This is a genomic window from Micromonospora sp. R311, assembly GCF_056780015.1.
On sequence record NZ_JBSWCE010000027.1, the window covers coordinates 1 to 24,670 of the forward strand.

Below are 24,670 nucleotides of genomic sequence, written 5' to 3' on the forward strand. Positions count from 1 at the left end.
CCACCCCCCTCCCACCCCGCCCGCCCCTCCCACCCGGACCTGCCCCGCACTGTTGATCATGAGGTTAGCGGCGATGTCGATCTCGGAAACCGCCGCTAACCTCATGATCAACGCGGTGACCCCCGGGAGGGGTCGGGGTTATTTGACGGAGGGGTGGACGAAGGGGGGGCGGGTGACGCGCATCTGGGCGCGGCGGCCGCGGATGTCGACCTCGACCAGGTCGCCGTCGGCGAGGTTGGCGGCGGTGTCGAGCAGGGCGAGGGCGATGCCCTGCTTCCGGGTCGGCGAGAAGGTGCCGCTGGTGATCGTGCCGACCCGGGTGTCGCCGACGTGCACGGTCATCCCGGCGCGCGGGATCGCCCGGTCGACGGCCTCCAGGCCGCGCAGCGTACGCCGGGGGCCGGCCGCCTTCTCGGCGCGCAGCACGTCGCGGCCCCAGAAGGCCGGCTTGTCCCAGCCGACGGCCCAGCCGGAGCGGGCCTGCACCGGGCTGATCTCCAGCGACAGGTCCTGCCCGTGCAGCGGGTACCCCATCTCGGTGCGCAGGGTGTCCCGGGCGGCCAGCCCGCAGGCGCGCAGCTCGAACGCCGCCCCGGCGGCGAAGAGCGCGTCCCAGACGGCGACCGCGTGCTCGGCCGGCACCACCAGCTCGTAGCCCAGCTCGCCGGTGTAGCCGGTGCGGCAGACGGTCAGCGGCACCCCGTCGAGGGTGGCGGTGGAGAAGCTCATGTACTCGTGCCCGGTGGGCAGCCCGAGCGCGCCGAGCAGCTCGGCCGAGCGGGGGCCCTGCACGGCGAGGACGGCGTACGCCTCGTGCTCGTCGGTGACCGTGACCGACGGCGGCGCGGCGGCGCGCAGCCGGCGCACCACCTCCGCGGTGTTCGCGGCGTTCGGGATGAGGAAGACGTGGTCGTCGCCGTGCAGGTAGGCGATGATGTCGTCCACCACGCCGCCGGTGGCGTCATCGCAGCAGAGCGTGTACTGCGCCCGGCCCGGCCCGATCCGGCCCAGGTCGTTGCTGAGGCAGGCGTTGACGAACTCCGCCGCGCCGGGCCCGCTCACCCGCGCCTTGCCCAGGTGCGAGACGTCGAAGACGCCCACCGCGGTACGCACCGCGGCGTGCTCCTTGAGCACCCCGCCGCCGGCGTACTCCAGGGGCATCTCCCAGCCACCGAACGGGGCGAACTTGGCGCCGAGAGCGGTGTGCCGCTCGTGCAGCGGGGAACGGCGCAGCCGGGTCGCGGCGGCGTCGGAAGTCACGTCGGTCATGGGTGGCAACTTACCGTCACCGGACCGGCTGGTTAGCATCGGCGGGACCCGCCGGAGCTGTCGGCGGGACAGCCCCGACGTCCGGCGGGTACGGTCCGCCGGAGACCTTCATCGCCGGTACGCGACGACGCGGCCGGCCCGGCCCGCCCGGAGTAGCTTCAGTGACATCGCCCAGCACCACCCTGAGCCTGGTCGACACCGACCCCGCCGAGCTCGCCGTCGACGCGATCGTGATCGGCGTGCACAGCCAGACCGGAGAGCAGGACGCCACCAGCGGCCTCGCCGGCACCCTGCTGCTCGCCAGTGGCGCGGAGAGCATCGCCGCCGCCTTCGACGGCAAGCTGACCGAGACGCTGGCGCTGCTCGGCGCGACCGGCGGCCCCGGCGAGGTGGTCAAGCTGGCCACCCTGGGCACCGTGACCGCCCCGGTGATCGCCGCCGTCGGGCTCGGCCCGGAGCCGTCAGGCGCCGCCCCGGCGCCGGAGACCCTGCGCCGGGCGGCCGGCGCGGCCGTCCGGGCCCTGGCCGGCGCGCCCCGGGTGGCGCTCGCCCTGCCCGTGCCGGACGACACCGACGCCACGGCCGCGCTCCGCGCGGTGGCCGAGGGCGCGCTGCTCGGCGGCTACCGCTTCGCCGGCTACAAGACCCGGCCGCAGCCGGCCCGCCGCGAGCCGGTGGCCGAGGTGCTGGTGGCCGTGCCGGACGCGGGTGACGCCGCCGCCCAGGCCGAGGTGACCCGCGCCCAGGCGGTCGCCGGCGCGGTCCGGCGCAGCCGGGACTGGGTCAACACCGCCCCGAACGAGCTGCGCCCGCCGGCCTTCGCCGACGCGGTGGCCACCGCCGCCCGGGAGGCCGGGCTCGAGGTCGAGGTGCTGGACTCCGAGGCGCTGCGCGCCGGCGGCTACGGCGGCATCATCGCCGTCGGGCAGGGCTCGGAGGCCCCGCCGCGGCTGGTGAAGCTCAGCTACACCCCGGCCGGTGGCGGCACCGGCAAGCGGGTCGCGCTGGTCGGCAAGGGCATCACCTTCGACACCGGCGGCATCTCGATCAAGCCGGCGCAGGGCATGTGGGAGATGAAGTCCGACATGGCCGGTGCCGCCGCGGTGGGCGCGGCCATGCTGGCGATCGCCGCGCTCAAGCCGTCCGTGGCGGTGACCGGGTACCTGCCGATGGCGGAGAACATGCCGTCCGGCACGTCGTACCGGCCGGGTGACGTGATCAGCATGTTCAACGGCAAGAAGGTGGAGGTGCTGAACACCGACGCCGAGGGCCGGATGATCCTGGCCGACGCGATCGCCCGGGCCTGCGCGGACGGCTGCGACTACCTCTTCGAGACCTCCACCCTCACCGGCGGGCAGGTGATCGCGCTGGGCAAGAGGATCGCCGGCGTGATGGGCAGCCCGGAGCTGTGCGAGCGGGTGAAGGTCGCCGGCGACGCGGTCGGCGAGCCGGCCTGGCCGATGCCGCTGCCGGACGACGTGCGCAAGGGCATGGACTCCGACGTGGCCGACATCTCGCAGGTCAACGCCGGCATGGACCGGGCGGGTCACATGCTCCAGGGCGGGGTGTTCCTGCGCGAGTTCGTCACCGACGACGTCGCCTGGGCGCACATCGACATCGCCGGGCCGGGCTACCACTCCGGCGAGCCGACCGGCTACTGGACCAAGGGCGGCACCGGCGTCCCGGTCCGCACCCTGGTCCACCTGGTCGACGACATCGCCGCCAACGGCTGACCCGACCACGAACGAGGCCCCCTGCCACGCACCGCGCGGCAGGGGGCCTCGCCACATCCCGCGCCCCGCGCCCCGCACCACAACTTCAGGGAAGTTGCTGCCTCGACGCGCCGGGAGGCAGCAACTTCCCTGACGTTGTCGCCGCCACCCGTCAGTACAGTTCCGGGCGGCGCTTGCGGCGTTCGTTGAAGTCACGCATGCGCTGGGGGTAGCCCATCAGGCGGACGTCGTAGACCGGGATGCCCATCCGGAAGGCGAACCGCCGGGCGCCGTCCGGGCCGTCGATCCGGCGGCGGGTCCACTCCCCGTCGTCGGCGATCAGCATCACGGTGGTCTCGGTGACGGTGGTCCGGGGCTCGATGTACGCCTCGACCCCGCGCCTGCTCCGGACAAAGTTCTCGAGATGGTCCAGATCGGCGCGATCGGCGGCGCGGTCGAGGCTTGCCGTGCGAGCCTTCTTGCGTCGTCGGAACAGTCCCACCGAACCGTCTCCCCCATGCTGCGTCCATCGAAGGTCGCGCCAAGCGTACGTGTCGCGGACGTGTCGTTGGGCACCTCACTACGCGCCCTGTCCCCGGTGGTGACAAGATGACCGAGGTGGGGTGTGTCCGCACGACCCCGCCGTGACCCCCGATGCAGCGACGCGACCTGGGAGTTGGACGTGAGCGAGCCGAACGACGCAACCTTCGACATCGTCATCCTCGGAGGTGGCAGCGGCGGCTACGCGGCGGCGCTGCGGGCCGCCCAGCTGAACCTCTCCGTCGCGCTGGTCGAGAAGGGCAAGCTGGGCGGCACCTGCCTGCACAACGGCTGCATCCCGACCAAGGCGCTGCTGCACGCCGCCGAGATCGCCGACCAGACCCGCGAGTCGGAGCAGTTCGGGGTGAAGGCCGAGCTGGTCGGCATCGACATGGCGGCGGTCAACTCCTACAAGGACGGGGTCGTCTCCCGGCTGTACAAGGGCCTGCAGGGCCTGGTCGGCGGCGCGAAGAACATCACCTTCGTCGCCGGCGCCGGCAAGCTGGTCGCGCCGAACGCCGTCGAGGTCGACGGCAAGCGCTACACCGGCCGCAACGTGATCCTGGCCAGCGGCTCGTACGCCAAGAGCCTGCCCGGCCTGGAGATCGACGGTGAGCGGATCATCACCAGCGACCACGCGCTGACCCTGGACCGCGTCCCCACCTCCGCGATCGTGCTCGGCGGTGGCGTGATCGGCGTCGAGTTCGCCAGCGTCTGGAAGTCCTTCGGGGTGGACGTCACCATCGTCGAGGCGCTGCCCCGGTTGGTCGCCGCCGAGGACGAGGAGTCGTCGAAGGCGCTGGAGCGGGCCTTCCGCAAGCGGAAGATCAACTTCAAGGTCGGCAAGCCGTTCGAGAAGGTCGAGAAGACCGACAACGGCGTCAAGGTGACCATCGCCGGCGGCGAGACCGTCGAGGCCGAGCTGCTGCTGGTGGCCGTCGGCCGCGGCCCGAACACGGCCAACCTCGGCTACGAGGAGCAGGGCGTGAAGATGGACCGCGGCTACGTGCTGACCGACGAGCGGCTGCGCACCGGCGTGCCGAACGTCTACGCGGTCGGCGACATCGTGCCCGGCCTGCAGCTCGCGCACCGGGGCTTCCAGCAGGGCATCTTCGTCGCCGAGGAGATCGCCGGCCAGAACCCGGCCGTGATCGACGAGGCCGGCATCCCGCGGGTCACCTACTCCGACCCGGAGCTGGCGTCGGTCGGCCTGACCGAGGCGAAGGCCAAGGAGCAGTACGGCGCGGACAAGGTCAAGTCCTACAACTACAACCTGGGTGGCAACGGCAAGAGCCAGATCCTCAAGACGGCCGGCTTCGTGAAGCTGGTCCGGGTCGAGGACGGGCCGGTGGTCGGCGTCCACATGGTCGGCGCCCGGGTCGGTGAGCTGATCGGCGAGGCGCAGCTCATCTACAACTGGGAGGCGTACCCGGCCGAGGTGGCGCAGCTCGTGCACGCCCACCCGACGCAGAACGAGGCCCTGGGCGAGGCGCACCTGGCCCTCGCCGGCAAGCCGCTGCACGCGCACGCCTGATCGAAAACTGATTCCGCGGCGTCCGGCGGCAGACGGGCGAGATCGCACCAGGGGAATGAAGGAGTCGTAAGAGATGCCGGTATCGGTCACCATGCCCCGGCTCGGCGAGAGCGTCACCGAGGGCACCGTCACACGCTGGCTCAAGCAGGAGGGCGACACCGTCGAGGTCGACGAGCCGCTGCTCGAGGTGTCGACGGACAAGGTCGACACCGAGATCCCGTCCCCCGCGGCGGGCGTGCTGAGCCGGATCGTGGTCGGCGAGGACGAGACCGCCGAGGTCGGCAGCGAACTCGCGGTGATCTCCGGTGAGGGCGAGGCCGCCGGTGGCGGCGAGGCCGCCCCGCCGCAGGAGCAGCCGGCCGAGCAGGCCGCCGAGGCGGCCGCGCAGCCGCAGCCCGAGGCGGAGCAGCCGGCCGTCGAGCAGCCGGCCCCGGCCGCCCCGGCGCCGTCGGGCGGGGGCACCCCGGTCACCCTGCCGGCCCTCGGCGAGAGCGTCACCGAGGGTACGGTCACCCGCTGGCTCAAGCAGGTCGGCGAGACCGTCGAGGTGGACGAGCCGCTGCTGGAGGTCTCCACCGACAAGGTGGACACCGAGATCCCGTCCCCGGTCGCCGGCACGGTGCTGGAGATCAAGGTCGCCGAGGACGAGACGGCGCCGGTCGGCGCCGAACTGGCCGTGATCGGTGCCGCCGGCGCCGCCCCGGCCGAGGCGAAGCCCGAGCCGAAGCCGAAGCCGAAGCCGGAGCCGAAACCCGAGCCGAAGCCGGAGCCGAAGCCGGAGCCCAAGCCCGAGGCGAAGCCGGCGCCGGCGCCCGAGCCCCAGGTGCAGGAGCCGACCCCGGGCCTGTCCTACAACGAGCCGGCGGCCGAGGCCGAGGTCGCGGCGCAGCCGGCCCAGGCCGAGCAGCGGGCGGTCCCGGCCGCCCCGACCCCGCAGCGCCAGGCCGCGCCCGCCCCGGCCGGCGGCGGCGAGGAGGCGGCCGGCTACGTGACCCCGCTGGTGCGCAAGCTGGCCAGCGAGCACGGCGTCGACCTGTCCTCGGTCAACGGCACCGGCGTCGGTGGCCGGATCCGCAAGCAGGACGTGCTGGAGGCGGCCGAGCGGGCCAAGGCGGCCAAGGCCGCGCCGGCCCCGGCGCAGCCCGCCCCGGCGGCGGCCCCGGCCAAGCCGGCCGCGAAGCCGCAGCCGAGCACGAAGCGGGGCACCACCGAGAAGCTGCCGCGGATCCGCATGGCCATCGCCAAGCGGATGCACGAGTCGCTGCACGAGATGGCGCAGCTCACCACGGTGATCGAGGTGGACGTCACCAGGATCGCCAAGCTGCGGGCCCGGGCCAAGGACTCGTTCCTCCAGCGGCACGGCGTGAAGCTCTCCTTCCTGCCGTTCTTCGCCCTCGCCGCCGTCGAGGCGCTGCAGGCGTACCCGATCGTCAACGCCCGGATGGACCTCGAGGGCGGGACGATCACCTACCCGGACGCGGAGCACCTCGGCATCGCCGTGGACACCGAGCGGGGCCTGCTGGTGCCGGTCATCCACAACGCCGGTGACCTGAACCTGGGCGGCATCGCCAAGCGGGTCGCCGACCTGGCCGAGCGGACCCGGACCAACAAGATCAGCCCGGACGAGATCGCCGGGGCGACCTTCACGCTGACCAACACCGGCAGCCGGGGTGCGCTCTTCGACACCCCGATCGTGCCGTCGCCGCAGTCGGCGATGCTCGGCACGGGTGCCGTGGTCAAGCGGCCGGTCGTGGTCAACGACCCGGAGCTGGGCGAGATCGTCGCGGTCCGGTCGATGGTCTACCTGGCCCTCTCCTACGACCACCGGCTGATCGACGGCGCGGACGCGGCGCGCTTCCTGGTCGCGGTCAAGGAGCGGCTGGAGGCCGGCAACTTCGAGGCCGAGCTGGGCCTGTAGTTCGGTAGCACGCGAAGGGCGCCCCGGGGACCGGGGCGCCCTTCGTCGTCCCGGCGGGCGGTCAGGCGGCCCCGCGGGTCTCCTCGGAGACCTGCCAGAGCCGCTCCGCGGCCTCCGGGTCCGGAGGAGGTGCTGGCCGGGCTGAGCCGGATTTCGGCCCCCCGGCGGTGGGGGCGCTGCGACAGTGGGTTGATGGGCGGAGACCGGTGGCGCGGACGGTTGGGTCCGGCCATCGCGATCGCCCCCGGCGCCCGGGTGGACCGGTTCGAGGTCTTCTTCGACCTGGTCTTCGTCTTCTCGTTCTTCATCATCACCCGGGCCACCGCGATGGACGTCTCCGGCCGCAGCCTGCTGCACGCCATGCTGGTGCTCGCCGTGCTCTGGTGGATCTGGGTGGTGCACTGCGTGGTGGCCACCCGGGTGCGGCTCGGCGAGGGCTTCGTCCCGGCGCTGATGGTCGTCGCCATGGCGGCCCTGTTCTGCTTCGCGCTCTCCCTCCCCCAGGCGTTCGGCCCGACGCAGGAGATGGCCGCCGGGCCGTTGGTGGTCGCGCTCAGCTACGTGGCGATCCGCGCCGTGCACCTGCTGCTCTACTGGCACGTCGCCAAGGAGCGGCCGGGCGAGCGCCGGCTGCTGCTGAAGTACTCGCCCGAGTTGGTGGCCAGCACCGTGCTGCTGGTCGCCGCCGCGCTGATCCCGCCGATGATCGAAGACCCGGACCTGGGCGGGATGGTGCGGGACGGTCTCTGGATCACCGTGGTCGTGCTCCAGTACGGCATGGGCCTGGTCGCCGGCGCCTGGGGCTGGACGGTCACCTCCGCCGAGCACTGGACCGAGCGGTACGACCTCATCCTGATCATCGCCCTGGGCGAGTCGGTGATCTCGGTCGGCGTGGGCAGCAACCTGCTCGGCCAGCCGCCGACCTGGCCGGCGGTTGCGGCGGCCGTGCTCGGCATCTTCTTCACCGCCGCGCTGTGGTGGGCGCACTACGACGTGATCGGGCCGGCCGCCCGGATCGCGCTGCACGTGGCCAAGGGCCGCTCCCGGGTCGCCATGGCCCGGGACGCCTACGCCTACTTCTACCTGGTGATGATCGCCGGCATCATCCTGTTCGCGCTGGGCGCCGAGGAGATCGTGCACGAGATCGCCGACCCGAAGGTGCCGGTCAGCGAGCCGCCGCACGGCCCCGGGGTGCCGCTGCTCTTCGGCGGCGTGGCCTGCTACCTGTCCGCGAACATGCTCTTCCAGTTGCGCACCCTGCGCACCGTCTCCTGGTCCCGGCTCGGCACGGTCGTGCTGCTCGTCGCCGCCATCCCCGTCGCCGGCCGACTGCCCGGGCTGGCCGCCCTCGGCCTGCTGACCGCCATCTGCGTGGGACTGGTCGCCGTCGAGGTGGTGGTGATGGCCGACTCCCGGCGCGCCCTGCGCGACGTGGTCTTCCAGGAGAAGGCCGAGCACGAGGCGCACGAGGCCGAGGTCCGCGCCCGCTGGCACGAACACGTCGAGAACGAGCCGTCGACCTGAGGGGCGGTCTGCCTCTAGCAGAACGGGGGCGGATCGGGTGGCCGGGCGGGCCGCGCGGGCGGCAGGGTGGGCGGATGGCGATCTTCTCCCTCCAGGCGCAGCCCACCGACGGCCCGGGCTGGCTCGACCTGGCCCGGCGGGCCGAGGCGGCCGGCTACGACGCGCTGCTCGCCGCCGACCACCCCGGCGCGGTCGCGTCGCCGTTCGTCGCGCTGGCCGCGGCGGCGGCGGTGACCTCCACCATCGGGCTCGGGTCGTACGTGTCGAACGCCGGTGTCCGCGAGCCGATGCTGCTCGCCTCGGACGTGGCCACCCTCGACCTGCTCTCCGGCGGCCGGGCCCGACTCGGCCTCGGTGCCGGCCACACCCCGGCCGAGTGGCGCGCGATCGGCCGGGAGCGCCCCGACGTCGCCGGCCGGGTCCGGCGCTGCGTGGCCGTCGCCGAGGCGGTACGGGCTCTGCTCGACGGCGACGAGGTCACCGTCGACACCCCGGAGCTGGCGATGCGGGCGGCCCGGCTGGAGACCCCGCGCCCGGTGCGGCGGATCCCGCTGACCTTCGGCGGGGCGAACTCCGCGCTGCTGCGCTGGGCGGGTGAGCACGCCGACGTGGTCGGGCTGGCCGGGCTGGGCCGTACCCTGCCGGACGGGCACCAGCACGAGGTGCGCTGGCGGGCGGCGGAGATCGAGCACCAGCTCGAGTGCGTGGCCGCCGGGGCGGCCGGGCGCGCCGAGCCGCCGGTGCTGGAGGCCCTGGTGCAGCGGGTCGTGGTGACCGACGACGCCGAGGGGGCCGCCGCGCAGACCGCCGAGGAGACCGGGCTGACCGTCGCCGAACTGCTGGCCACCCCGTTCGTGCTGATCGGCACCGAGGACGAGATCGTCGCGGCGGTGGCCGAGCACCGGCGCCGCTGGGGCGTCACCCGTTTCGTCGTCCGCAGGGACGCGCTCGACCCGCTCACCCCGGTGCTCGCCCGGCTGGCCCACGCCGGCTGAGGGACCGGCCGGACGGCGCCTGTTGCGGTCGAGCGTGATACCTGTGAGTCATTTTGATGACTGACAGGTATCGCCCCCAACCCCGGTAGTCCGGTGCTGCGTCTGGTCGTCGTGGGCACGTACCCCCGTGAGGACCGATGCTCCAGGTTGGCGCTCGTAGAAGCGGATCTTCTCGCGGAGGTGGTCATACTGGCGCTGGAGCAGGCGCATCTGCTCCTCGACCCGCTCGGCGTGCCGCTGGAGCAGCGCCTTCCGCTCACCGGCGGTGTGGTCGCCCTCGCGGGCGAGTTCGGCGTAGCGGCACATCTCGGCGATCGGCATGCCGGTGTCGCGCAGGCAGCGGAACAGCACCAGCCAGCTGAGGTCCTCGTCGGTGAAGACCCGCCGGCCGGCGGAGGTGCGGCCGACGCCGCTGAGCAGGCCGATCTTCTCGTAGTACCGGAGGGTGTCGAGGCTGAACCCGCTGCGGCGGGCGGCTTCGGAGGGGGCGTAGCCGGGCATGGCGGCAGCGTAACGCTTGACCTGGAGCGCGCTCCAGGTTGAAGGCTGGGCGCATGACTATGATACGGACACTGGGTCGCAGCGGGATCGAGGTCAGCGCGGTCGGCATGGGGTGCTGGGCGATCGGCGGACCGCTGTGGGGCGACGGCGGCCAGCCGTTCGGCTGGGGTGAGGTCGACGACGACGAGTCCGTCCGCACCATCCACGCCGCGCTCGACGCGGGCGTGACCCTCTTCGACACGGCCAGCAACTACGGCGCCGGGCACAGCGAGCGGGTCCTCGGTCGGGCGCTGGCCGGCCGCCGCGACCGGGCGGTGATCGCCACCAAGTTCGGCAACCGCGCCGACGAGGCGACCCGGCGGTGGACGGGCACCGACGCCGGTCCCGCCTACTGCGTGCAGAGCCTGGAGGAGTCGCTGCGCCGGCTCGGCACCGACCACGTCGACCTCTACCAGCTGCACATCAACGACCTGCCGGCCACCGCCGCGCTCGACCTGGTCGACACGCTGGAGGACCTGGTCGGCCAGGGCAAGATCCGGGCGTACGGGTGGAGCACCGACAACCCCGCCTCGGCCGAGGCGTTCGCGAAGGCCGGCCCGCACTGCGCCGCCGTGCAGCACGACCAGTCGGTGCTGCTGGACAACGCCGCCACGCTGGCGGTCTGCGACGCGTACGACCTGGCCAGCCTGAACCGCGGGCCGCTGGCGATGGGGCTGCTCACCGGCTCGCAGCGGGCGGTCGGCCGGGACGACGTGCGCGGGATGGCGCCGGAGTGGCTGGTCTGGTTCACCGACGGGCGGCCGACGCCGGCGTGGCAGGCCCGGGTCGAGCAGGTCCGGGCGGCGCTCACCGCGGACGGCCGTACCCTCGCCCAGGGCGCGCTCGGCTGGCTGCTGGCCCGCAGCCCCCGGACGGTGCCGATCCCCGGCTGCCGCACGGTCGCCCAGGCCGAGGAGAACTTCGCCACGCTCGGGCTGGGCCCGCTGCCCGCCGACGCGTACGCGGAGGTCGAGCGGTTGCTCGCCGACCTGCGGCCGGCACCGGTGGGGTGAGAGAAGGTCCACCCGCCTCAACGCATCCGCGCCGCGGCCCGTATCCGAAGATATGGGTATGCGGATCCTGATGGCCGGCGCGTCCGGCTTCCTCGGCACCCGGCTGGCGGACCGGCTGGTCGCCGACGGGCACCAGGTCACCCGGCTGGTCCGGCGGCCGGCACGCGGCGCGGGCGAGCGGCAGTGGAACCCGTCGGCGGCGCAGCTCGACCCGGCGCTGGTCGCCGAGTCCGACGCGGTGGTCAACCTGGCCGGCGCCGGGGTCGGCGACCGGCGCTGGAACGCCGAGTACCGGCAGGTGATCCGTTCCAGCCGGGTGGACACCACCACCACGCTGGCGATCACCATCGCCGGCCTGCCCGCCGAGGACCGGCCGAAGGCGCTGCTCAACTCGTCGGCCGTCGGCTGGTACGGCGACACCGGCGACCGGGCGGTGGAGGAGGACGCGCCGGCCGGCGAGGGTTTCCTGGCCGACGTCTGCCGGGTCTGGGAGGCCGCGACCCGGCCGGCCGAGGACGCGGGCGTACGGGTGGTGCGGCTGCGGATCGGGCTGCCGCTGCACCGCGACGGCGGGATGCTCAAACCGCAACTGCTGCCGATGCGGCTGGGCGTCTCCGGCAAGCTGGGCAGCGGCCGGCAGTGGTGGCCGTGGATCTCGATGGCGGACTGGCTGGCGGCCACGGTGTTCCTGCTCGCCTCCGACACGGTGGCCGGACCGGTCAACATGGTCGGTCCGGCGCCGTCGACCAACGCCGAGTTCACCCGGGAGCTGGCCCGGCAGTTGCACCGCCCGGCGTTCATGCCGATCCCGGCGCTGGCGCTGAAGGTGGTGCTCGGCGGCTTCTCCACCGAGGCCCTCTCCAGCTCCCGGGTCCTCCCCGGCGTCCTCACCGCCGCCGGCTTCGGTTACCAGCATCCCGACCTCCCCGGCGCCCTCCACGCCGCGCTCACCGAGTGACGCGCAGGGCCCTTCCCGTCGGGTCGGGAAGGGCCCTCCTTCTCAGGGGTCAGCAGCCGATCACCCAGTAGTCGGGGCCGGTCTGCTTGAGGGTGCTGGTGTTGAAGGTGTTGTAGAGGCCCATCCGCTGGTTGGAGCCGTTGGCGTAGGCGTAGCCGCCGGAGTGGTAGGCGCGGCCGGCGGTGACGTGGGCGTAGTTGCTGGCGGTGACACAGGTGGGCGGGTTGGTCGGGGTCGGCGTCGGGCTGGTGGGGGTCGGGTCGGTCCCGCCGCCGTTCAGGCCGAAGAAGACCGCGTCGCGGTAGGTCGAGCAGATGGTGTCCAGGAAGTACGCGGCGGTGCTGCCGCACTGCTCGGCGCCGGACCCGGGGTCCACCGGGGTGCCGTGGCCCATGCCGGCGACCCGGTAGAGGCGGACGTCGTTGTTGCCGTACACCTCGAGGCTGGTGTTGCCGGCCAGCGACGCGGTGCTGGTCGGGGTCTGCGGGACGCCCCGGACGTTGGTCCACTGGTCGCGCAGTTCGACGGCGTTGGCCGGGACCACTGTCGAGTCGGAGGTGCCGTGCCAGATGGACACCCGGGGCCGCGGGCCGGAGTAGCCGGGGTAGGCCGCGCGGACCAGGTCACCCCAGGCGGTCGGGGTCTTGTCCACCCCGCTGTACTGGCAGGTGCTGGTCGACGCCGGCGGCGAGCACCGGTACGGCAGGCCGGCAATGACCGAGCCGGCGGCGAAGACGTCCGGGTAGGTGGCGAGCATGACGGCGCTCATCGCCCCGCCGGCGGAGAGCCCGCTGACGAAGACCCGCCTGGCGTCGGTGCCGTAGGTGTTCTTCGCGTAGTCGACCATCTGCCTGATCGACAGCGCCTCGCCCTGGCCCCGGGTGATGTCCCCCTCGACGAACCAGTTGAAGCAGCTCAGCGGCTGGTTGGCGCTCGACTGCTGGGGCACGATCAGGGCGAACTTCCACTGGTCGGCGTACTTCTGCCAGCCGGAGTTGGCGAAGTAGCCGGCGGCGTTCTGGGTGCAGCCGTGCAGCAGCACCACGGCCGGCGCGTTGGCCGGCAGGTTGTCCGGCCGGTAGGCGTACATGGCGAGGTTGCCGGGGTTGGAGCCGAAACCGGTGACCTGGGTGAGGCTGGCGGCCTGGGCGGGCGCGGCGACGGTCAACGCCGCCGCGGCGACGAGCACGGCACCGGCGACGGCGCCGGTGAGCCGGGCGAGCAGGGATGGGGAGCGGCGCACGGGGGGCCTCCTGACGGGGGATTGTGAACTGGGTCACCCGCGAATTGCCGCGACGTTACGTCGATGTGTCGATGGTGTGACATGGGCCACGCTCACATATTCATCGTGATCGAGGTGTGCGGCGGCTTCGCCGGCGGGCGTTCCGGCCGGTCGGCACGGCGGGGCGCCCGGGTGGCCCCGACACAGCGGCCGAGCCTTCGGGTCTGACCGGCGTGTCCAGGTCCGGTTGGTAACGTCCGCTGCGTGCCGATCTCCCCGTCCCTGGCGCCCTCGCCCGCCTCGCCCCCGCGCGTCGCCCGCGACCGGCGGGCCGACCTGCTCGTGGCGCTGGCCGCGCTCGCCCTCGCCGGCTGGGTGACCAGCGGGCTGTGGCGGGACCCGAACGTCCGCACGATCACGGTCAACTCCAGCGACCAGGCGCTCTTCGAGTGGCTGCTGGCCTTCGGCGGGCACGCGCTGACCCACGGGGAGAACCCGCTCTTCACGTACCTGGTCAACGTGCCGGACGGGGTGAACCTCGCGGTCAACACCTCGATCACCGTGTACGCCGCGGTCTTCGCCCCGCTGACCTACCTGGTCGGGCCGCCGGCGACGTTCCTGGTGATCCTCACCCTCAACCTGGTCGCCACCGCGCTGGCCTGGTACTGGCTGCTCTCCCGGCAGCTGGTGCGCAGCCCGCTGGCCGCCGCGGTCGGCGCGCTGTTCATCGCCTTCTCCCCCGGCATGGTCTCGCACGCCAACGCCCACCTGAACTGGACCGCCGGCTGGCTGGTGCCGCTGCTGGTCTGGCGGGTGTTCGCGCTGCGCCGCCCCGAGCACTGGCTGCGCGACGGGGTGGTGCTCGGCGTCCTGGTGGCGGTCGCCTTCTCCATCGCGGCCGAGGGGCTCTTCTTCACCGCCCTCGCGCTCGGCGTCTTCCTCGCCGTCTGGGCCCTGCACCCGGCCCGCCGCGCCGAGGCCCGGGCCGCGCTGCCGACCTTCCTGCGCGGGCTGGCGGTGACCGCCGTGGTCGCCGGGGTGCTGCTGGCCTACCCGCTCTGGCTGCACTTCGCCGGCCCGCAGCGCTTCCACGGCACCGGCTTCGACGCGGTGATCCACTCCGAGGACGTGGCCTCGTACGGGGCGTACCCGCGCCGGTCGCTCGCCGGTGAGGTGGGGCTGGGCACCCGGCTGGCGCCGAACCCGACCGAGGAGAACTCGTTCTTCGGCGTACCGCTGCTGGTGCTCGCGGTGGCCTGCTTCGTGGCGCTGTGGCGGCGCGCGGACCCGGGCCGCCGGGCCACGCTCTGGGCGATCGGGGTCACCGCGGTGGTCTTCACCCTGCTCTCCTTCGGGCCGCAGGCCAAGGTCGACGGTCGCCGCACCGACCTGCCGATGCCCTTCGACCTGGTCGGGCAGCTGCCGGTGGTGAACGCCGCCCTGCCCGCGCGGCTGGCGCTGGTGGTGGCCCCGATGATCGGGCTGCTGCTGGCGTACGCCGTCGACCGGTTGCGCGCCGACCCGCCCCGGCACCGGTCGGCGAGGCTGGCCTGGGCGGTCGGGTTCGCCGTGGCGCTGGTGCCGCTGGTGCCGACGCCCCTGCTGACCACCGAGCGCGAGCCGATCCCGCGGTTCATCACCGCCGGCACCTGGCGGGAGTACGTCTCCCCCGGCGGGGTGCTCACCCCGGTGCCGCTGACCCTGGACGTCTACCCCGACGGCCAGCGCTGGCAGGCGTACGCCCTCTCGCACCGGCAGGGCGAGTTCGCCATCCCGTCCGGGTTCTTCCTCGGCCCCGGCGGGCCGGACGGCCGGGGCCGGATCGGCCCGGTCCCGCGCCTGTTCGACACCCTGGTGCACCAGGCCGGCCGGGACGGCCTGGTGCCGATCATCACCGCCGGCTCGGTCACCGCGGTCCGCGCCGACCTGCGGCACTGGCGGGTCGAGGTGGTGGTGCTGCCGGACCGGGTGCACGGCGCGAAGTACGACGTGCACGAGGAGACCGTGCGCCGCACCGTGACCGCGCTGCTCGGCGAGCCGCAGCGGGTGGACGACGTCTGGCTGTGGCGGGTCCCGCCGGCCTGAGCCGCCCGTGGTGAGCCGGCTCACCCCAGGTGACCGGCGAGTACGGGACTAGGCTGGACGCCGTGACCACGACGACCCCCGGCCTCACGGCCGTCCGCGCCGGTCTCCTCGACTACCAGGCCGCCTGGGACGAGCAGCGCCGGCTGCACGAGTCGGTGGTGGCCGGCGAGCGCGGTGACACCGTGCTGCTGCTGGAGCACCCGAGCGTCTACACCGCGGGCAAGCGCACCGAGCCGTGGGACCGTCCGGTGGACGGCACCCCGGTCGTCGACGTGGACCGCGGTGGCAAGATCACCTGGCACGGCCCGGGGCAGCTGGTCGGCTACCCGATCCTGCGCCTGCCCGACCCGGTGGACGTGGTCGCCTACGTCCGCCGCACCGAGCAGCTGCTGATCGACGTGTGCGCCGAGTTCGGGCTGACCGCCGGCCGGGTCGAGGGGCGCAGCGGGGTCTGGGTGCCGGAGGACGACCGGGGCCCGGCCCGCAAGGTCGCCGCCATCGGCATCCGGGTCGCCCGCGGGGTGACCCTGCACGGCTTCGCCATCAACTGCGACTGCGACCTGGGCCACTTCGACCGGATCGTGCCGTGCGGCATCCGCGACGCCGGGGTCACCTCGCTCACCGCCGAGCTGGGCCGCCCGGTCACGGTCGCCGACGTGCTGCCCGTGGTCGAGCGCCGGCTGCCGGCGCTGCTGGCCTGACCGGTGGCCATGCGGATCGATCTCGTCACCCTCGTCGTCGCCGAGTACGACCCGGCGATCGCCTTCTTCACCGAGGTGCTCGGCTTCGAGCTGGCGGAGGACAAGCCCTCGCAGACCTTCGACGGCCGACCGAAGCGCTGGGTGGTGGTCCGCCCGCCGGGCGGCGGGACCGGGCTGCTCCTGGCGCGCGCCGACGGCGAGCGGCAGGAGGCGGCGGTCGGCGCGCAGACCGCCGGCCGGGTCGGCTTCTTCCTCCAGGTCGACGACTTCGACGCCACCTACCGGCGGATGGTCGAGGCGAAGGTGGAGTTCGTGAAACCCCCGCACACCGAGTCGTACGGCCGGGTCGCCGTCTTCCGCGACCTCGCCGGCAACCCCTGGGACCTGCTCGGTCCCGCCTGAGACGGAGAACGGTGCCCCGATGACCGACGTGCTGTCGACCCGGCGGCGGATCGCCGAGGAGCTCCAGGTGTCGGCGACCTTCGACGCCGCCGAGGAGATCGAGCGCCGGATCGTCTTCCTCGCCGACCGTCTGGTCGACACCGGGCTGGCGGCGCTGGTCCTCGGCATCAGCGGCGGCGTGGACTCCACCACCGCCGGCCGGCTCTGTCAGCTCGCCGTGGAACGGGCCCGCGACGCCGGGCACCCGGCCGTCTTCGTCGCGATGCGCCTGCCGTACGGGGTGCAGGCCGACGAGCACCACGCGCAGGCCGCGCTGGAGTTCGTCCGGCCGGACCGGGTGCTCACGGTCGACGTCAAACCGGCCGCCGACGCCGCCCTGGACGCGCTGGTCGCCGGCGGGCTGACCTTCCGGGACGCCGCCCACCAGGACTTCGTGCACGGCAACATCAAGGCCCGGCAGCGCATGATCGCCCAGTACGCGGTGGCCGGGGCGGCGGACGGGCTGGTGGTCGGCACCGACCACGCCGCCGAGGCGGTCACCGGCTTCTTCACCAAGCACGGCGACGGCGCGGCGGACGTCGTCCCGCTGACCGGGCTGACCAAGCGCCGGGTCCGCGCGCTCGCCGCGGCGCTCGGCGCCCCCGCCGAACTGGTCGGCAAGGCGCCCACCGCCGACCTGGAGACCCTGGCTCCCGGCAAGCTCGACGAGGACGCGCTCGGCCTGGCGTACGAGCACATCGACGACTACCTGGAGGGCCGGCCGGTCCCGGCGGAGGTGGAGGCGGCGCTGGTGGCCCGCTACCGGGCCACGGACCACAAGCGCCGCCTCCCGATCGCGCCCTAGCGTGCCGGCGGGCGGGACCTGATCCGCCCACCGGTCACGGCGTGAGCCGGTGCAGGTCGCGCGGGAAGGCGGTGACCTCGCGGACGTTGGCCGCGCCGGTCAGCCGGGCGACGAAGCGCTCCAGGCCGATGGCGAAGCCGCCGTGCGGCGGCATGCCGTGCCGGAACGCGTCGACGTAGCCGGCGTACGGCTCGACCGGCTCGCCGCGCGCCGCGAGCGCGGCCAGGTAGTCGGCGTGCCGGTGCAGCCGCTGCCCGCCGGTGACCAGCTCCAGGCCCCGGAAGAGCAGGTCGAAGCCGTTGGAGTAGGCCGGCCGGGCCGGGTCCGGATGGGTGTAGAACGGTCGCTTGGCCATCGGGTAGCCGGTGACGAAGAGGAACTCCGACCCGTGCTCGCGCCGCGCCCACTCCCCCAGCGCGCGTTCGTGCGCCGGGGCCAGGTCCGGTTCGTCGGCCGGCGCCCCGGCGATCTTCAGCGCCTCGGTGAAGTGCACGGCCGGGATCTCCGCCGGCACCGCGGGGGCGGTGACGCCCAACGTGGCCAGCGCGGCACCGGCCCGCCCGGTGACGCTGCCCAGCATTCCGGCGAGCGCGTCGCGCAGCACGGCCATCACGTCCCGGTGGTCGGCGACGAAGCCCAGCTCGGCGTCGAGCGAGGTGTACTGCGCCAGGTGCCGGACGGTGTCGTGCGGCTCGGCCCGGAACACCGGCCCGACCTCGTAGACCCGCTCGAACACCCCCACCATCAGCTGCTTGTAGAACTGCGGCGACTGGGCCAGGTACGCGGGCCGGCCGAACCAGTCCAGCCCGAACACGTCCGCCCCGCTCTCGGTGGACGAGCCGACCACCTTCGGGGTGTGGATCTCCACGAAGTCGCGGCCGTCGAGCGCGGCACGGAAGCCGGCCACCGCCGCCGCCGAGACGCGCAGCGCCGCCGAGCGGGTCGGGTGGCGTAGCGCGACCGGCGCGTGGTCGAGCTGGGTGGGCAGGGTCGCGGTCAGCGCCGGCCGGTAGAGGTCGAACGGGGGCGGCTCGGCGGGCGGGCCGAGCGGTCGTACCACCGGCGCGGTGACCTCGACCCCGGCGGGCGCGGTGTCGTTCGCGACCGCCGTGCCGGTGACCTCGACGACGGTCTCCTCGGTCAGCGCCGCCACCTGGGCGCGGACGGCCGGGTCGGTGACCACCACCTGGGCGAGCCCGGCGGCGTCCCGGACGATCAGGAAGGCCACCGACTTGAGCAGTCGGCGGCGGTGCACCCAGCCGGCGATCCGGACGGGCGCGCCGACCTGGGCGGGAAGCTGGTGGGACAGGACGCGTTGCACGGCGGTTACCTCCTCGGTCTGGTCGCAACGCCATCCCCGGGAGGTGTGGGCGAGCGGGAACCTCGCGGTGCCACCACACCTTCGCCCCCGCGCACGGGGGCCTCGTTCGTCGCCTGGTGACCGGGGCCAGCCGGGCGGGGTCTACTGGGCGCGCGCGCCGTTCTTCCCGCAGCTCGGGAGGGTCTTCGCGGGCCGGCGCCAGACCGCCTCGCAGCAACCGGCGGCTCTCTGGGCTGGCGGATCGGCCCGCTACTCGGCTCCGTCACAGCTTTGCCGGGGACGGTAGCAGGCCGGCCGGCCCGGATGTGACGCCTTTTCGGAGTGGGCGGGTGTCGACCGTCACAAGCCCGGCGGCGTGACGCCGGTCGCCCGACGTACATCGACGGCGGCCGTCCGGCGTAGGCTCGGATTCGTGACGATCGAGCACTCCGCGCCGACGACCGGCCCGGCCGCGCGCACCGCGACGCCCGCCCCCGAGGGGCGGCGCATGCTGCGGATCGAAGCGCGCAACGCCGAGACGCCGATCGAGCGCAAGCCGCCGTGGATCAAGGTCAAGGCCAAGATGGGCCCGGAGTACACCCAGTTGCGCGGGCTCGTCTCGCGCGAGGGGCTGCACACCGTGTGCCAGGAGGCCGGCTGCCCCAACATCTACGAATGCTGGGAGGACCGGGAGGCCACCTTCCTCATCGGCGGCGACCAGTGCACCCGCCGCTGCGACTTCTGCCAGATCGACACCGGCAAGCCGGCCGAGTTCGACGCCGACGAACCGCGCCGGGTCGCCGAGTCGGTGGCCGCCATGGGCCTGCGCTACGCCACCGTCACCGGCGTGGCCCGGGACGACCTGCCCGACGGCGGCGCCTGGCTCTACGCCGAGACGGTGCGCCAGATCCACGCGCTCCAGGCCGGCTGCGGCGTGGAGCTGCTGATCCCCGACTTCAACGCCGTCCCGGAGCAGCTCGCCGAGGTGTTCGGGTCCCGCCCCGAGGTGCTCGCGCACAACGTGGAGACCGTGCCGCGGATCTTCAAGCGGATCCGCCCGGCGTTCCGCTACGAGCGCTCGCTGGACGTGATCCGGCAGGCCCGTGCCGCCGGCCTGGTCACCAAGAGCAACCTGATCCTGGGCATGGGCGAGGAGCGGGCCGAGGTCTCCCAGGCGCTGCGCGACCTGCACGAGGCCGGCTGCGAGCTGATCACCATCACGCAATATCTGCGCCCCTCCACCCGGCACCACCCGGTCACCCGCTGGGTCAAGCCGGAGGAGTTCGTCGAGCTGCGCGAGGAGGCCGAGGAGATCGGCTTCGCCGGGGTGATGAGCGGGCCGCTGGTGCGCTCGTCGTACCGCGCCGGCCGGCTCTATCAGCAGGCCCTCGAGGCCCGCAAGGGCGCCGCGGTCGCCACCGCCGGCTGACCCGCCGGCACCGCTGCCCGGCCGGTGGCCGGCCGGGTGCCATGATCGACCCATGACCACGGGGGTACGCCAGCAGCACCGCGCCGCGCCGGGCGCGCTGCCGGGCACCCCGTGGCCGCGGCTGCCCACCCTGCTCACCGTGGTCGCGATCGTGGCCGGGGTCGGCTACCGCCTCTGGCTGCTGCTGCACGACGCCCCGCCGACGAACAGCGACGAGGCCACCATGGGCCTGGCCGCGCTGCACATCGCCGAGGGCCGCCAGTTCCCGGTCTGGTTCTACGGCCAGGCGTACATGGGCACCCTGGAGGCGTACCTGGCCGCGCCGGTGTTCGCGGTGGCCGGGCCGTCCCTGCTCGGGCTGCGCCTGCCGACCCTGGCGCTGTACGCGGCGTTCGTGCTGCTCGCCTGGCGGCTGACGCGGCGGCTCACCGGGGACCGCTGGTTCGCCCTGCTGGTGGTCGCGCTGCTCGCGTTCGGCTCGGACCGGATCGTCAAGAACCAGCTCATCGCCGGCGGCGGCTATCCCGAGATGAACCCGGCCGGGGCGGCGCTCGCCCTGCTGGCTCACGACCTGGCGGCCGGTGGGCCGGGCCGGCGGCTGCCCCGCTGGGCGGCCTGGGGGTTCCTCGCCGGGCTGATGGTCTGGGTGGACCCGCTGGTGCTGCCGTACGTGGCGGCCACCGGCGCGGTGCTGGTCGGGTTCCGGTGGCGGGAACTGCGCGGCCGGGCCGGGGCGCTGCTCGGGCTGGCCGCCCTGCTCGGCGCCGCCCCGTTGCTCGGGCACAGCCTGCTGGCCGGCCGTGACCCGCTCACCGCCGTGCTGACCGCCGGCGGCGCCGACCAGCCCGCCGGTTGGGCCGACCGGCTGCACGGCGCGCTGGTGCTCGGGCCGCCGTTGGGCATGGGCTTCTGCTCGCCGAGCCACTGCGCCGGCTGGCAGCTGTGGTGGGCGGCGGCCCTCCCGGTGCTGGTCGTCATCGCCGCCGCCACCGCCTGGCGCACCCTCCGCGGCGGTCGCACCGCCGCCCGCCCGGGGACGGTGGACGTGCGGGTGGGGGCGGCGGTGCGGCTGGCGCTCGTCGTGGCCGGGGTCGCCACGCTCGCGACGTACGCCGGCAGCAGCGCGGCCGGGCGGACCCCGGTGGAGAGTTCCCGCTACCTGTCCTGCCTGCTGATCTCGCTGCCCGCCCTGCTCTGGCCCCTCTGGACGGCCGCCCGGGGGGCCGCTCTCCGGACGGCCACCTCGGACGCGGCGCGGTGGCGTGCGGTCGCGCTCCGGGTCGCGGCCGTCGGCGTGCTCGCGGCGGGCGTCGGCACCGCCGCGGTGGCCACGGCCGGCGCGGTCCGCACGGCCCCGGCCGCGCAGGCCGCCGAGGCCCGGCACGCCGGACTCGTGTCCGCCCTGCGCGAACGCGGCGTCCGGCACGTGTACGGCGGCTACTGGACCTGCAACCGGCTCACCTTCGCCAGCGCCGAGGACGTGGTCTGCGCGGTGGTCGGCGACGACCTGCGCCCCGGCCACGACCGCTACCTGCCGTACCGGCGGGCGGTGCGGCGGGCGGCGGCGCCGGCCTGGGTCGCGCCGGCCGGCTCGCCGCTGGCCGCCCGCCTGGACGAGCGGATGCGCGCCGAACCGGCCCGCCTCGACCTGGTCACCGTCGACGGCTGGCGGATCTACCTGCCCCGCCACTGACCGCTGCCCAACCGGAGCCCGTGGGCCGGGCCCTGGGAAGGATCAGCGGGCGGCGGGCTCGCCGAGCAGGCCGAGGCGGTGGGCCAGCGCGGCGGCCTCGACCCGGTTGCTCACGTCGAGCTTCGCGATGATCCGCGAGACGTGCACGCTCGCCGTCTTCGGCGAGATGAACAGCCGCTCGGCGATCCGGCTGTTGCTGTGCCCCTCGGCCACCAGCCGCAGCACCTCGCGTTCGCGCAGGGTGAGCAGGTCGGCGCCGGGACGGCCCCGGGTCGCGCCGCGCAGCCCGACCCGGCGGGCCAGGGTCGCGGCCTGCTCGGCCAGCGGCGGCGCGCCGAGCCGGTCGGCGATCGCGGCGACCTCGGCCACCGCCGCCGACACCTCGTCCCGCTCGCCGGCGGCGGCGGCCGCCTCGGCCAGCGACAGCAACGCCCGGCCCAGCGGCCAGGGCTGGCCGTCGGCCCGCCACGCGCTGACCGCCGTCCGCCAGGCGACCAGCGGGTCGTCCCCGCCGGCGACGGTGGCGGCGACCTCGGCCGCGTGCGCCCGCTCGGCCGGGAAGCGGACCGGCACCGTGGCGGCGAGCGCGGCGACCCGGGCGGCCAGCGGCGCGTCGTCGAGCCGCCGGGCGGTCCGGGCCAGGGCGGTCAGCAACGGCCAGCCGTACCGGGGGCAGCCGGACAGGGCGGGGTCGGTCAGCGCCGCCTCGGCCGCGCGCCGCGCCTCGGTGCCGTCGTCGGCGGCCAGCGCCGCCTCCAGCCGCAGCTCCAGCAGCGGCAACCGCTGGTGCGGGTGCAGGTAGGGGCGGGTCAGGAAGCTCAACGCCCGGCCGACCGCCTCGTCCGCGCCCGGGTGGCCCTGGGCCAGTCGCTGCCCGGCGCGCAGTTGCAGCCAGTGCAGGCCGGAGACGCCGGGCGGGTCGATCCGGGCCGCCTCGGCGCAGACCTCCTCGGCCTCCGTCCACCGGCCCAGGGCGAGCAGCGCCTCGGCCTGGTTGGAGAGCAGGTAGGCGCCGGTGGAGCGGCTGATCCCGACCCGGCGGGCCTCGCTGACCCCGTCCGCGGCGGCCTGCGCCGACTCGGCGTAGCGGCCCAGCTCGAAGAGCGCGTCGGAGCTGTAGACCAGCGCGCTGACCAGGGCCTCCGGGTTGTCCGCGGCCCGGGCCAGCTCCTCGGCGCGGCGCAGGTCGGCCAGCCCCAGCTCGGCCGAGTCGTCGCGGCGGCAGAGCACCGCCAGTTGCAGCGGCAGCAGCGTGGCGTCGATCCCGGCCGCCTCCGCCGTCGCCAGCACCTCGCCGGCGAGCCGGGTGCCGTCGACCGGGTCGATCCGGGCCAGCTGTGCGGTGATCCCGGCGAGCAGGCGCAGCCGCTCCGGCCCGTCCGGCACCAGGCCGGCCAGCCGGTACGCCTCCCGCAGTTCGGCGGCGCCGTCGGCCTTGCCCAGCATGGCCAGCATCCGGGCGTGCCGGTCGAGCAGCCGGGCGGCGCGCAGCGGCTCGGCGTCGGCGTCGACCTCGGCCAGCGCGGCCCGGGTCAGCGTGAGCGCCCGCTTGTAGTCGCCGGCGGTGCTGGCGGCGGTCAGCGTCTCCTCCAGCACCGCGAGGTGGTCCATGCCGAGCCGGTCGGCCGCGTCGGGCACCAGCTCCCACAGCTCCAGCACCCGTTCCAGCAGCCGGCTCTGCTCCGCGTACGCGTACCGCTCGGCGGCGGCGCACGCGGCCGCGCGGGCGGTCACCAGGGCCCGGGGGTGGTCGTGCGCGGCGTACCAGTGGTGGGCGATCTCGGCCGGCGCGCGACCGGCGGGGACCAGGTGGGGTTGGGCCTCGACGGCGGCGGCGAACCGGGCGTGCAGCCGGGCGTGCTCCCCCGGGAGCAGCTCGTCGTGCACGGCCTCGCGGACCAGGGCGTGCCGGAACTCGTAGTCGCCGTCCGGGTCGGCCACCACCAGCTGGGCGGCGACGGCGGCGCGCAGGGCGTCCTCCAGCTCCGGCTCGGGCAGAGCGGCCACCTCGGCGATCAGCTGGTGGGCGAAGCGGGTGCCGCCGGCCGCGGCGATGCGCAGCACCCGCTGGGCCGCGTCGGGCAGCCGGTCCACCCGGGCCAGCAGCAGGTCACGCAGCGTGTCCGGCAGCGCGGCGCAGCCGATCGGGTCGCCGGCGGCGGCCAGCTCCTCGATGAAGAACGGGTTGCCCTGGGTGCGGTCGTGGATGTCGTCGACGGCCCGGGCGGCCGGTTCGGCGCCGAGCAGGTCGGCCAGGATCGCGGCGGTGCCGTCCCGGTCCAGCCGGCCCAGCTCGACCCGCTCGACGCCGCGGGCCCGGTCCAGCTCGGCGAGGAAGGGGCGCAGCGGGTGCCCGCGGTGCAGTTCGTCCGTGCGGTAGGTGCAGACCAGCAGCAGCCGGGCGGTGCGGGCGGCCCGGACCAGGAAGCCGATCAGGTCGCGGGTGGACCGGTCGGCCCAGTGCAGGTCCTCGATCACCAGCACCAGCGGCTGGGCCGCGGCGAGCCGGTGGAACAGCCCGGCGACCAGGTCGAACAGGTAGCCGCGCGGGGCGTCGGAGATCGGCAGGGCGGCGGGCGCGGTGACTCCGGCCGGGAACCGGGCCAGCTCCGGCAGCAGCCGGGCGAACTCCGCCTCGTACCCGTCGAGGACGCCGGGGCCGTCGTGCTTCAGCACCTCGCGCAGCGCGGCGGCGAACGGCGCGAACGGCAGGCCGGCCTCGCCCAGTTCCAGACACTGACCGATCAGCAGCCGCGCGCCGGCGGCGCCCGCCAGCCCGCCGAACTCCTCCAGCAGCCGGGTCTTGCCCACCCCGGCCTCGCCGCCGACCAGCACCGTGGTCGGCTCCCCGGTACGGGCCCGGGCGAGGGCGTCGCGCAGGGCCGTCAGTTCGCTCTGACGGCCGACGAGGATGCTGCTGGCGGCGCGTGCGGTCACGGCTCCGAGCATGCCACGGCCGGCGCCGCCGCCGGCGCCGCCGGTCGGCCCGTC

At 74.7% G+C, this 24,670-nt stretch carries 19 protein-coding genes; 13 read left to right on the forward strand and 6 right to left on the reverse strand.

From position 1 onward, the window contains the following. Positions 1-138: 138 nt before the first annotated feature. A complete protein-coding gene (gcvT, locus tag AC1WTP_RS22415; RefSeq protein WP_481651234.1) occupies positions 139-1,269 on the reverse strand; it encodes a glycine cleavage system aminomethyltransferase GcvT in 1,131 nt (376 codons plus the stop codon). Positions 1,270-1,430: 161 nt separating this feature from the next. Here gcvT and AC1WTP_RS22420 point away from each other — a divergent pair, with 161 nt between their 5' ends. After that, on the forward strand, positions 1,431-3,002 hold the full coding sequence (locus AC1WTP_RS22420) for a leucyl aminopeptidase (RefSeq protein WP_481651235.1): 1,572 nt from the start codon (positions 1,431-1,433) through the stop codon (positions 3,000-3,002). A gap of 151 nt (positions 3,003-3,153) precedes the next feature. Here AC1WTP_RS22420 and AC1WTP_RS22425 read toward each other — a convergent pair whose 3' ends face one another. Beyond that, positions 3,154-3,483 carry a hypothetical protein gene (locus tag AC1WTP_RS22425; RefSeq protein WP_481651236.1) on the reverse strand — a complete coding sequence of 110 codons (330 nt, stop codon included), beginning with the start codon at positions 3,481-3,483 and terminating at the stop codon, positions 3,154-3,156. A gap of 180 nt (positions 3,484-3,663) precedes the next feature. Between AC1WTP_RS22425 and lpdA the strand changes: the two genes are divergently transcribed. From lpdA to AC1WTP_RS22445, 4 genes are all read left to right on the forward strand, one after another. Then, positions 3,664-5,055, forward strand: a complete 1,392-nt coding sequence (gene lpdA, locus AC1WTP_RS22430) for a dihydrolipoyl dehydrogenase (protein ID WP_481651237.1) — start codon at positions 3,664-3,666, stop codon at positions 5,053-5,055. 73 nt (positions 5,056-5,128) lie between these two features. Beyond that, positions 5,129-6,973 carry a 2-oxoglutarate dehydrogenase, E2 component, dihydrolipoamide succinyltransferase gene (gene sucB, locus AC1WTP_RS22435; protein WP_481651238.1) on the forward strand — a complete coding sequence of 615 codons (1,845 nt, stop codon included), beginning with the start codon at positions 5,129-5,131 and terminating at the stop codon, positions 6,971-6,973. 192 nt (positions 6,974-7,165) lie between these two features. Continuing rightward, positions 7,166-8,497, forward strand: a complete 1,332-nt coding sequence (locus tag AC1WTP_RS22440; protein ID WP_481651239.1) for a low temperature requirement protein A — start codon at positions 7,166-7,168, stop codon at positions 8,495-8,497. Between the two features lie 74 nt (positions 8,498-8,571). Beyond that, positions 8,572-9,492, forward strand: a complete 921-nt coding sequence (locus AC1WTP_RS22445; RefSeq protein WP_481651240.1) for a TIGR03621 family F420-dependent LLM class oxidoreductase — start codon at positions 8,572-8,574, stop codon at positions 9,490-9,492. Positions 9,493-9,540: 48 nt separating this feature from the next. On the opposite strand, the gene AC1WTP_RS22450 is transcribed toward AC1WTP_RS22445, so the two are convergent. Then, positions 9,541-9,993, reverse strand: coding sequence for a MerR family transcriptional regulator (locus AC1WTP_RS22450; protein WP_481651241.1), 453 nt, complete (start codon positions 9,991-9,993; stop codon positions 9,541-9,543). A 53-nt stretch (positions 9,994-10,046) separates the two neighbouring features. On the opposite strand from AC1WTP_RS22450, the gene AC1WTP_RS22455 reads away from it, so the two are divergent. Together AC1WTP_RS22455 and AC1WTP_RS22460 are read left to right on the forward strand one after the other, a co-directional pair. Beyond that, positions 10,047-11,045: an aldo/keto reductase gene (locus AC1WTP_RS22455; RefSeq protein ID WP_481651242.1), complete on the forward strand. Its 999-nt coding sequence runs from the start codon at positions 10,047-10,049 to the stop codon at positions 11,043-11,045. A 58-nt stretch (positions 11,046-11,103) separates the two neighbouring features. Further along, positions 11,104-12,003, forward strand: coding sequence for a TIGR01777 family oxidoreductase (locus AC1WTP_RS22460; RefSeq protein WP_481651243.1), 900 nt, complete (start codon positions 11,104-11,106; stop codon positions 12,001-12,003). A 49-nt stretch (positions 12,004-12,052) separates the two neighbouring features. Here the strand turns inward: AC1WTP_RS22460 and AC1WTP_RS22465 are convergent, their stop codons facing one another. After that, the gene (locus AC1WTP_RS22465) at positions 12,053-13,246 is read right to left on the reverse strand and encodes an extracellular catalytic domain type 1 short-chain-length polyhydroxyalkanoate depolymerase (protein ID WP_481651244.1); all 1,194 of its coding nucleotides are present in this window, start codon (positions 13,244-13,246) and stop codon (positions 12,053-12,055) included. A 243-nt stretch (positions 13,247-13,489) separates the two neighbouring features. Between AC1WTP_RS22465 and AC1WTP_RS22470 the strand changes: the two genes are divergently transcribed. From AC1WTP_RS22470 to nadE, 4 genes are all read left to right on the forward strand, one after another. Continuing rightward, positions 13,490-15,310 carry a DUF6311 domain-containing protein gene (locus AC1WTP_RS22470; RefSeq protein ID WP_481651245.1) on the forward strand — a complete coding sequence of 607 codons (1,821 nt, stop codon included), beginning with the start codon at positions 13,490-13,492 and terminating at the stop codon, positions 15,308-15,310. A 62-nt stretch (positions 15,311-15,372) separates the two neighbouring features. Next, positions 15,373-16,011, forward strand: coding sequence for a lipoyl(octanoyl) transferase LipB (gene lipB, locus AC1WTP_RS22475; protein WP_481651246.1), 639 nt, complete (start codon positions 15,373-15,375; stop codon positions 16,009-16,011). Positions 16,012-16,020: 9 nt separating this feature from the next. Further along, positions 16,021-16,413: a VOC family protein gene (locus AC1WTP_RS22480; RefSeq protein WP_481651247.1), complete on the forward strand. Its 393-nt coding sequence runs from the start codon at positions 16,021-16,023 to the stop codon at positions 16,411-16,413. 19 nt (positions 16,414-16,432) lie between these two features. Beyond that, positions 16,433-17,257: an ammonia-dependent NAD(+) synthetase gene (gene nadE / locus AC1WTP_RS22485; RefSeq protein WP_481651248.1), complete on the forward strand. Its 825-nt coding sequence runs from the start codon at positions 16,433-16,435 to the stop codon at positions 17,255-17,257. 34 nt (positions 17,258-17,291) lie between these two features. Here the strand turns inward: nadE and aspS are convergent, their stop codons facing one another. Further along, a complete protein-coding gene (gene aspS / locus AC1WTP_RS22490; RefSeq protein WP_481651249.1) occupies positions 17,292-18,578 on the reverse strand; it encodes an aspartate--tRNA(Asn) ligase in 1,287 nt (428 codons plus the stop codon). A gap of 355 nt (positions 18,579-18,933) precedes the next feature. Here aspS and lipA point away from each other — a divergent pair, with 355 nt between their 5' ends. Continuing rightward, on the forward strand, positions 18,934-19,986 hold the full coding sequence (gene lipA, locus AC1WTP_RS22495; RefSeq protein ID WP_447139211.1) for a lipoyl synthase: 1,053 nt from the start codon (positions 18,934-18,936) through the stop codon (positions 19,984-19,986). Positions 19,987-20,038: 52 nt separating this feature from the next. Beyond that, complete coding sequence (locus tag AC1WTP_RS22500; RefSeq protein ID WP_481651250.1) at positions 20,039-21,679, forward strand: hypothetical protein; 1,641 nt, start codon at positions 20,039-20,041, stop codon at positions 21,677-21,679. Between the two features lie 42 nt (positions 21,680-21,721). Here AC1WTP_RS22500 and AC1WTP_RS22505 read toward each other — a convergent pair whose 3' ends face one another. Beyond that, entirely contained in the window at positions 21,722-24,616 is a 2,895-nt protein-coding gene (locus AC1WTP_RS22505) for a helix-turn-helix transcriptional regulator (RefSeq protein ID WP_481651251.1), read from the reverse strand. Positions 24,617-24,670 lie beyond the last annotated feature (54 nt).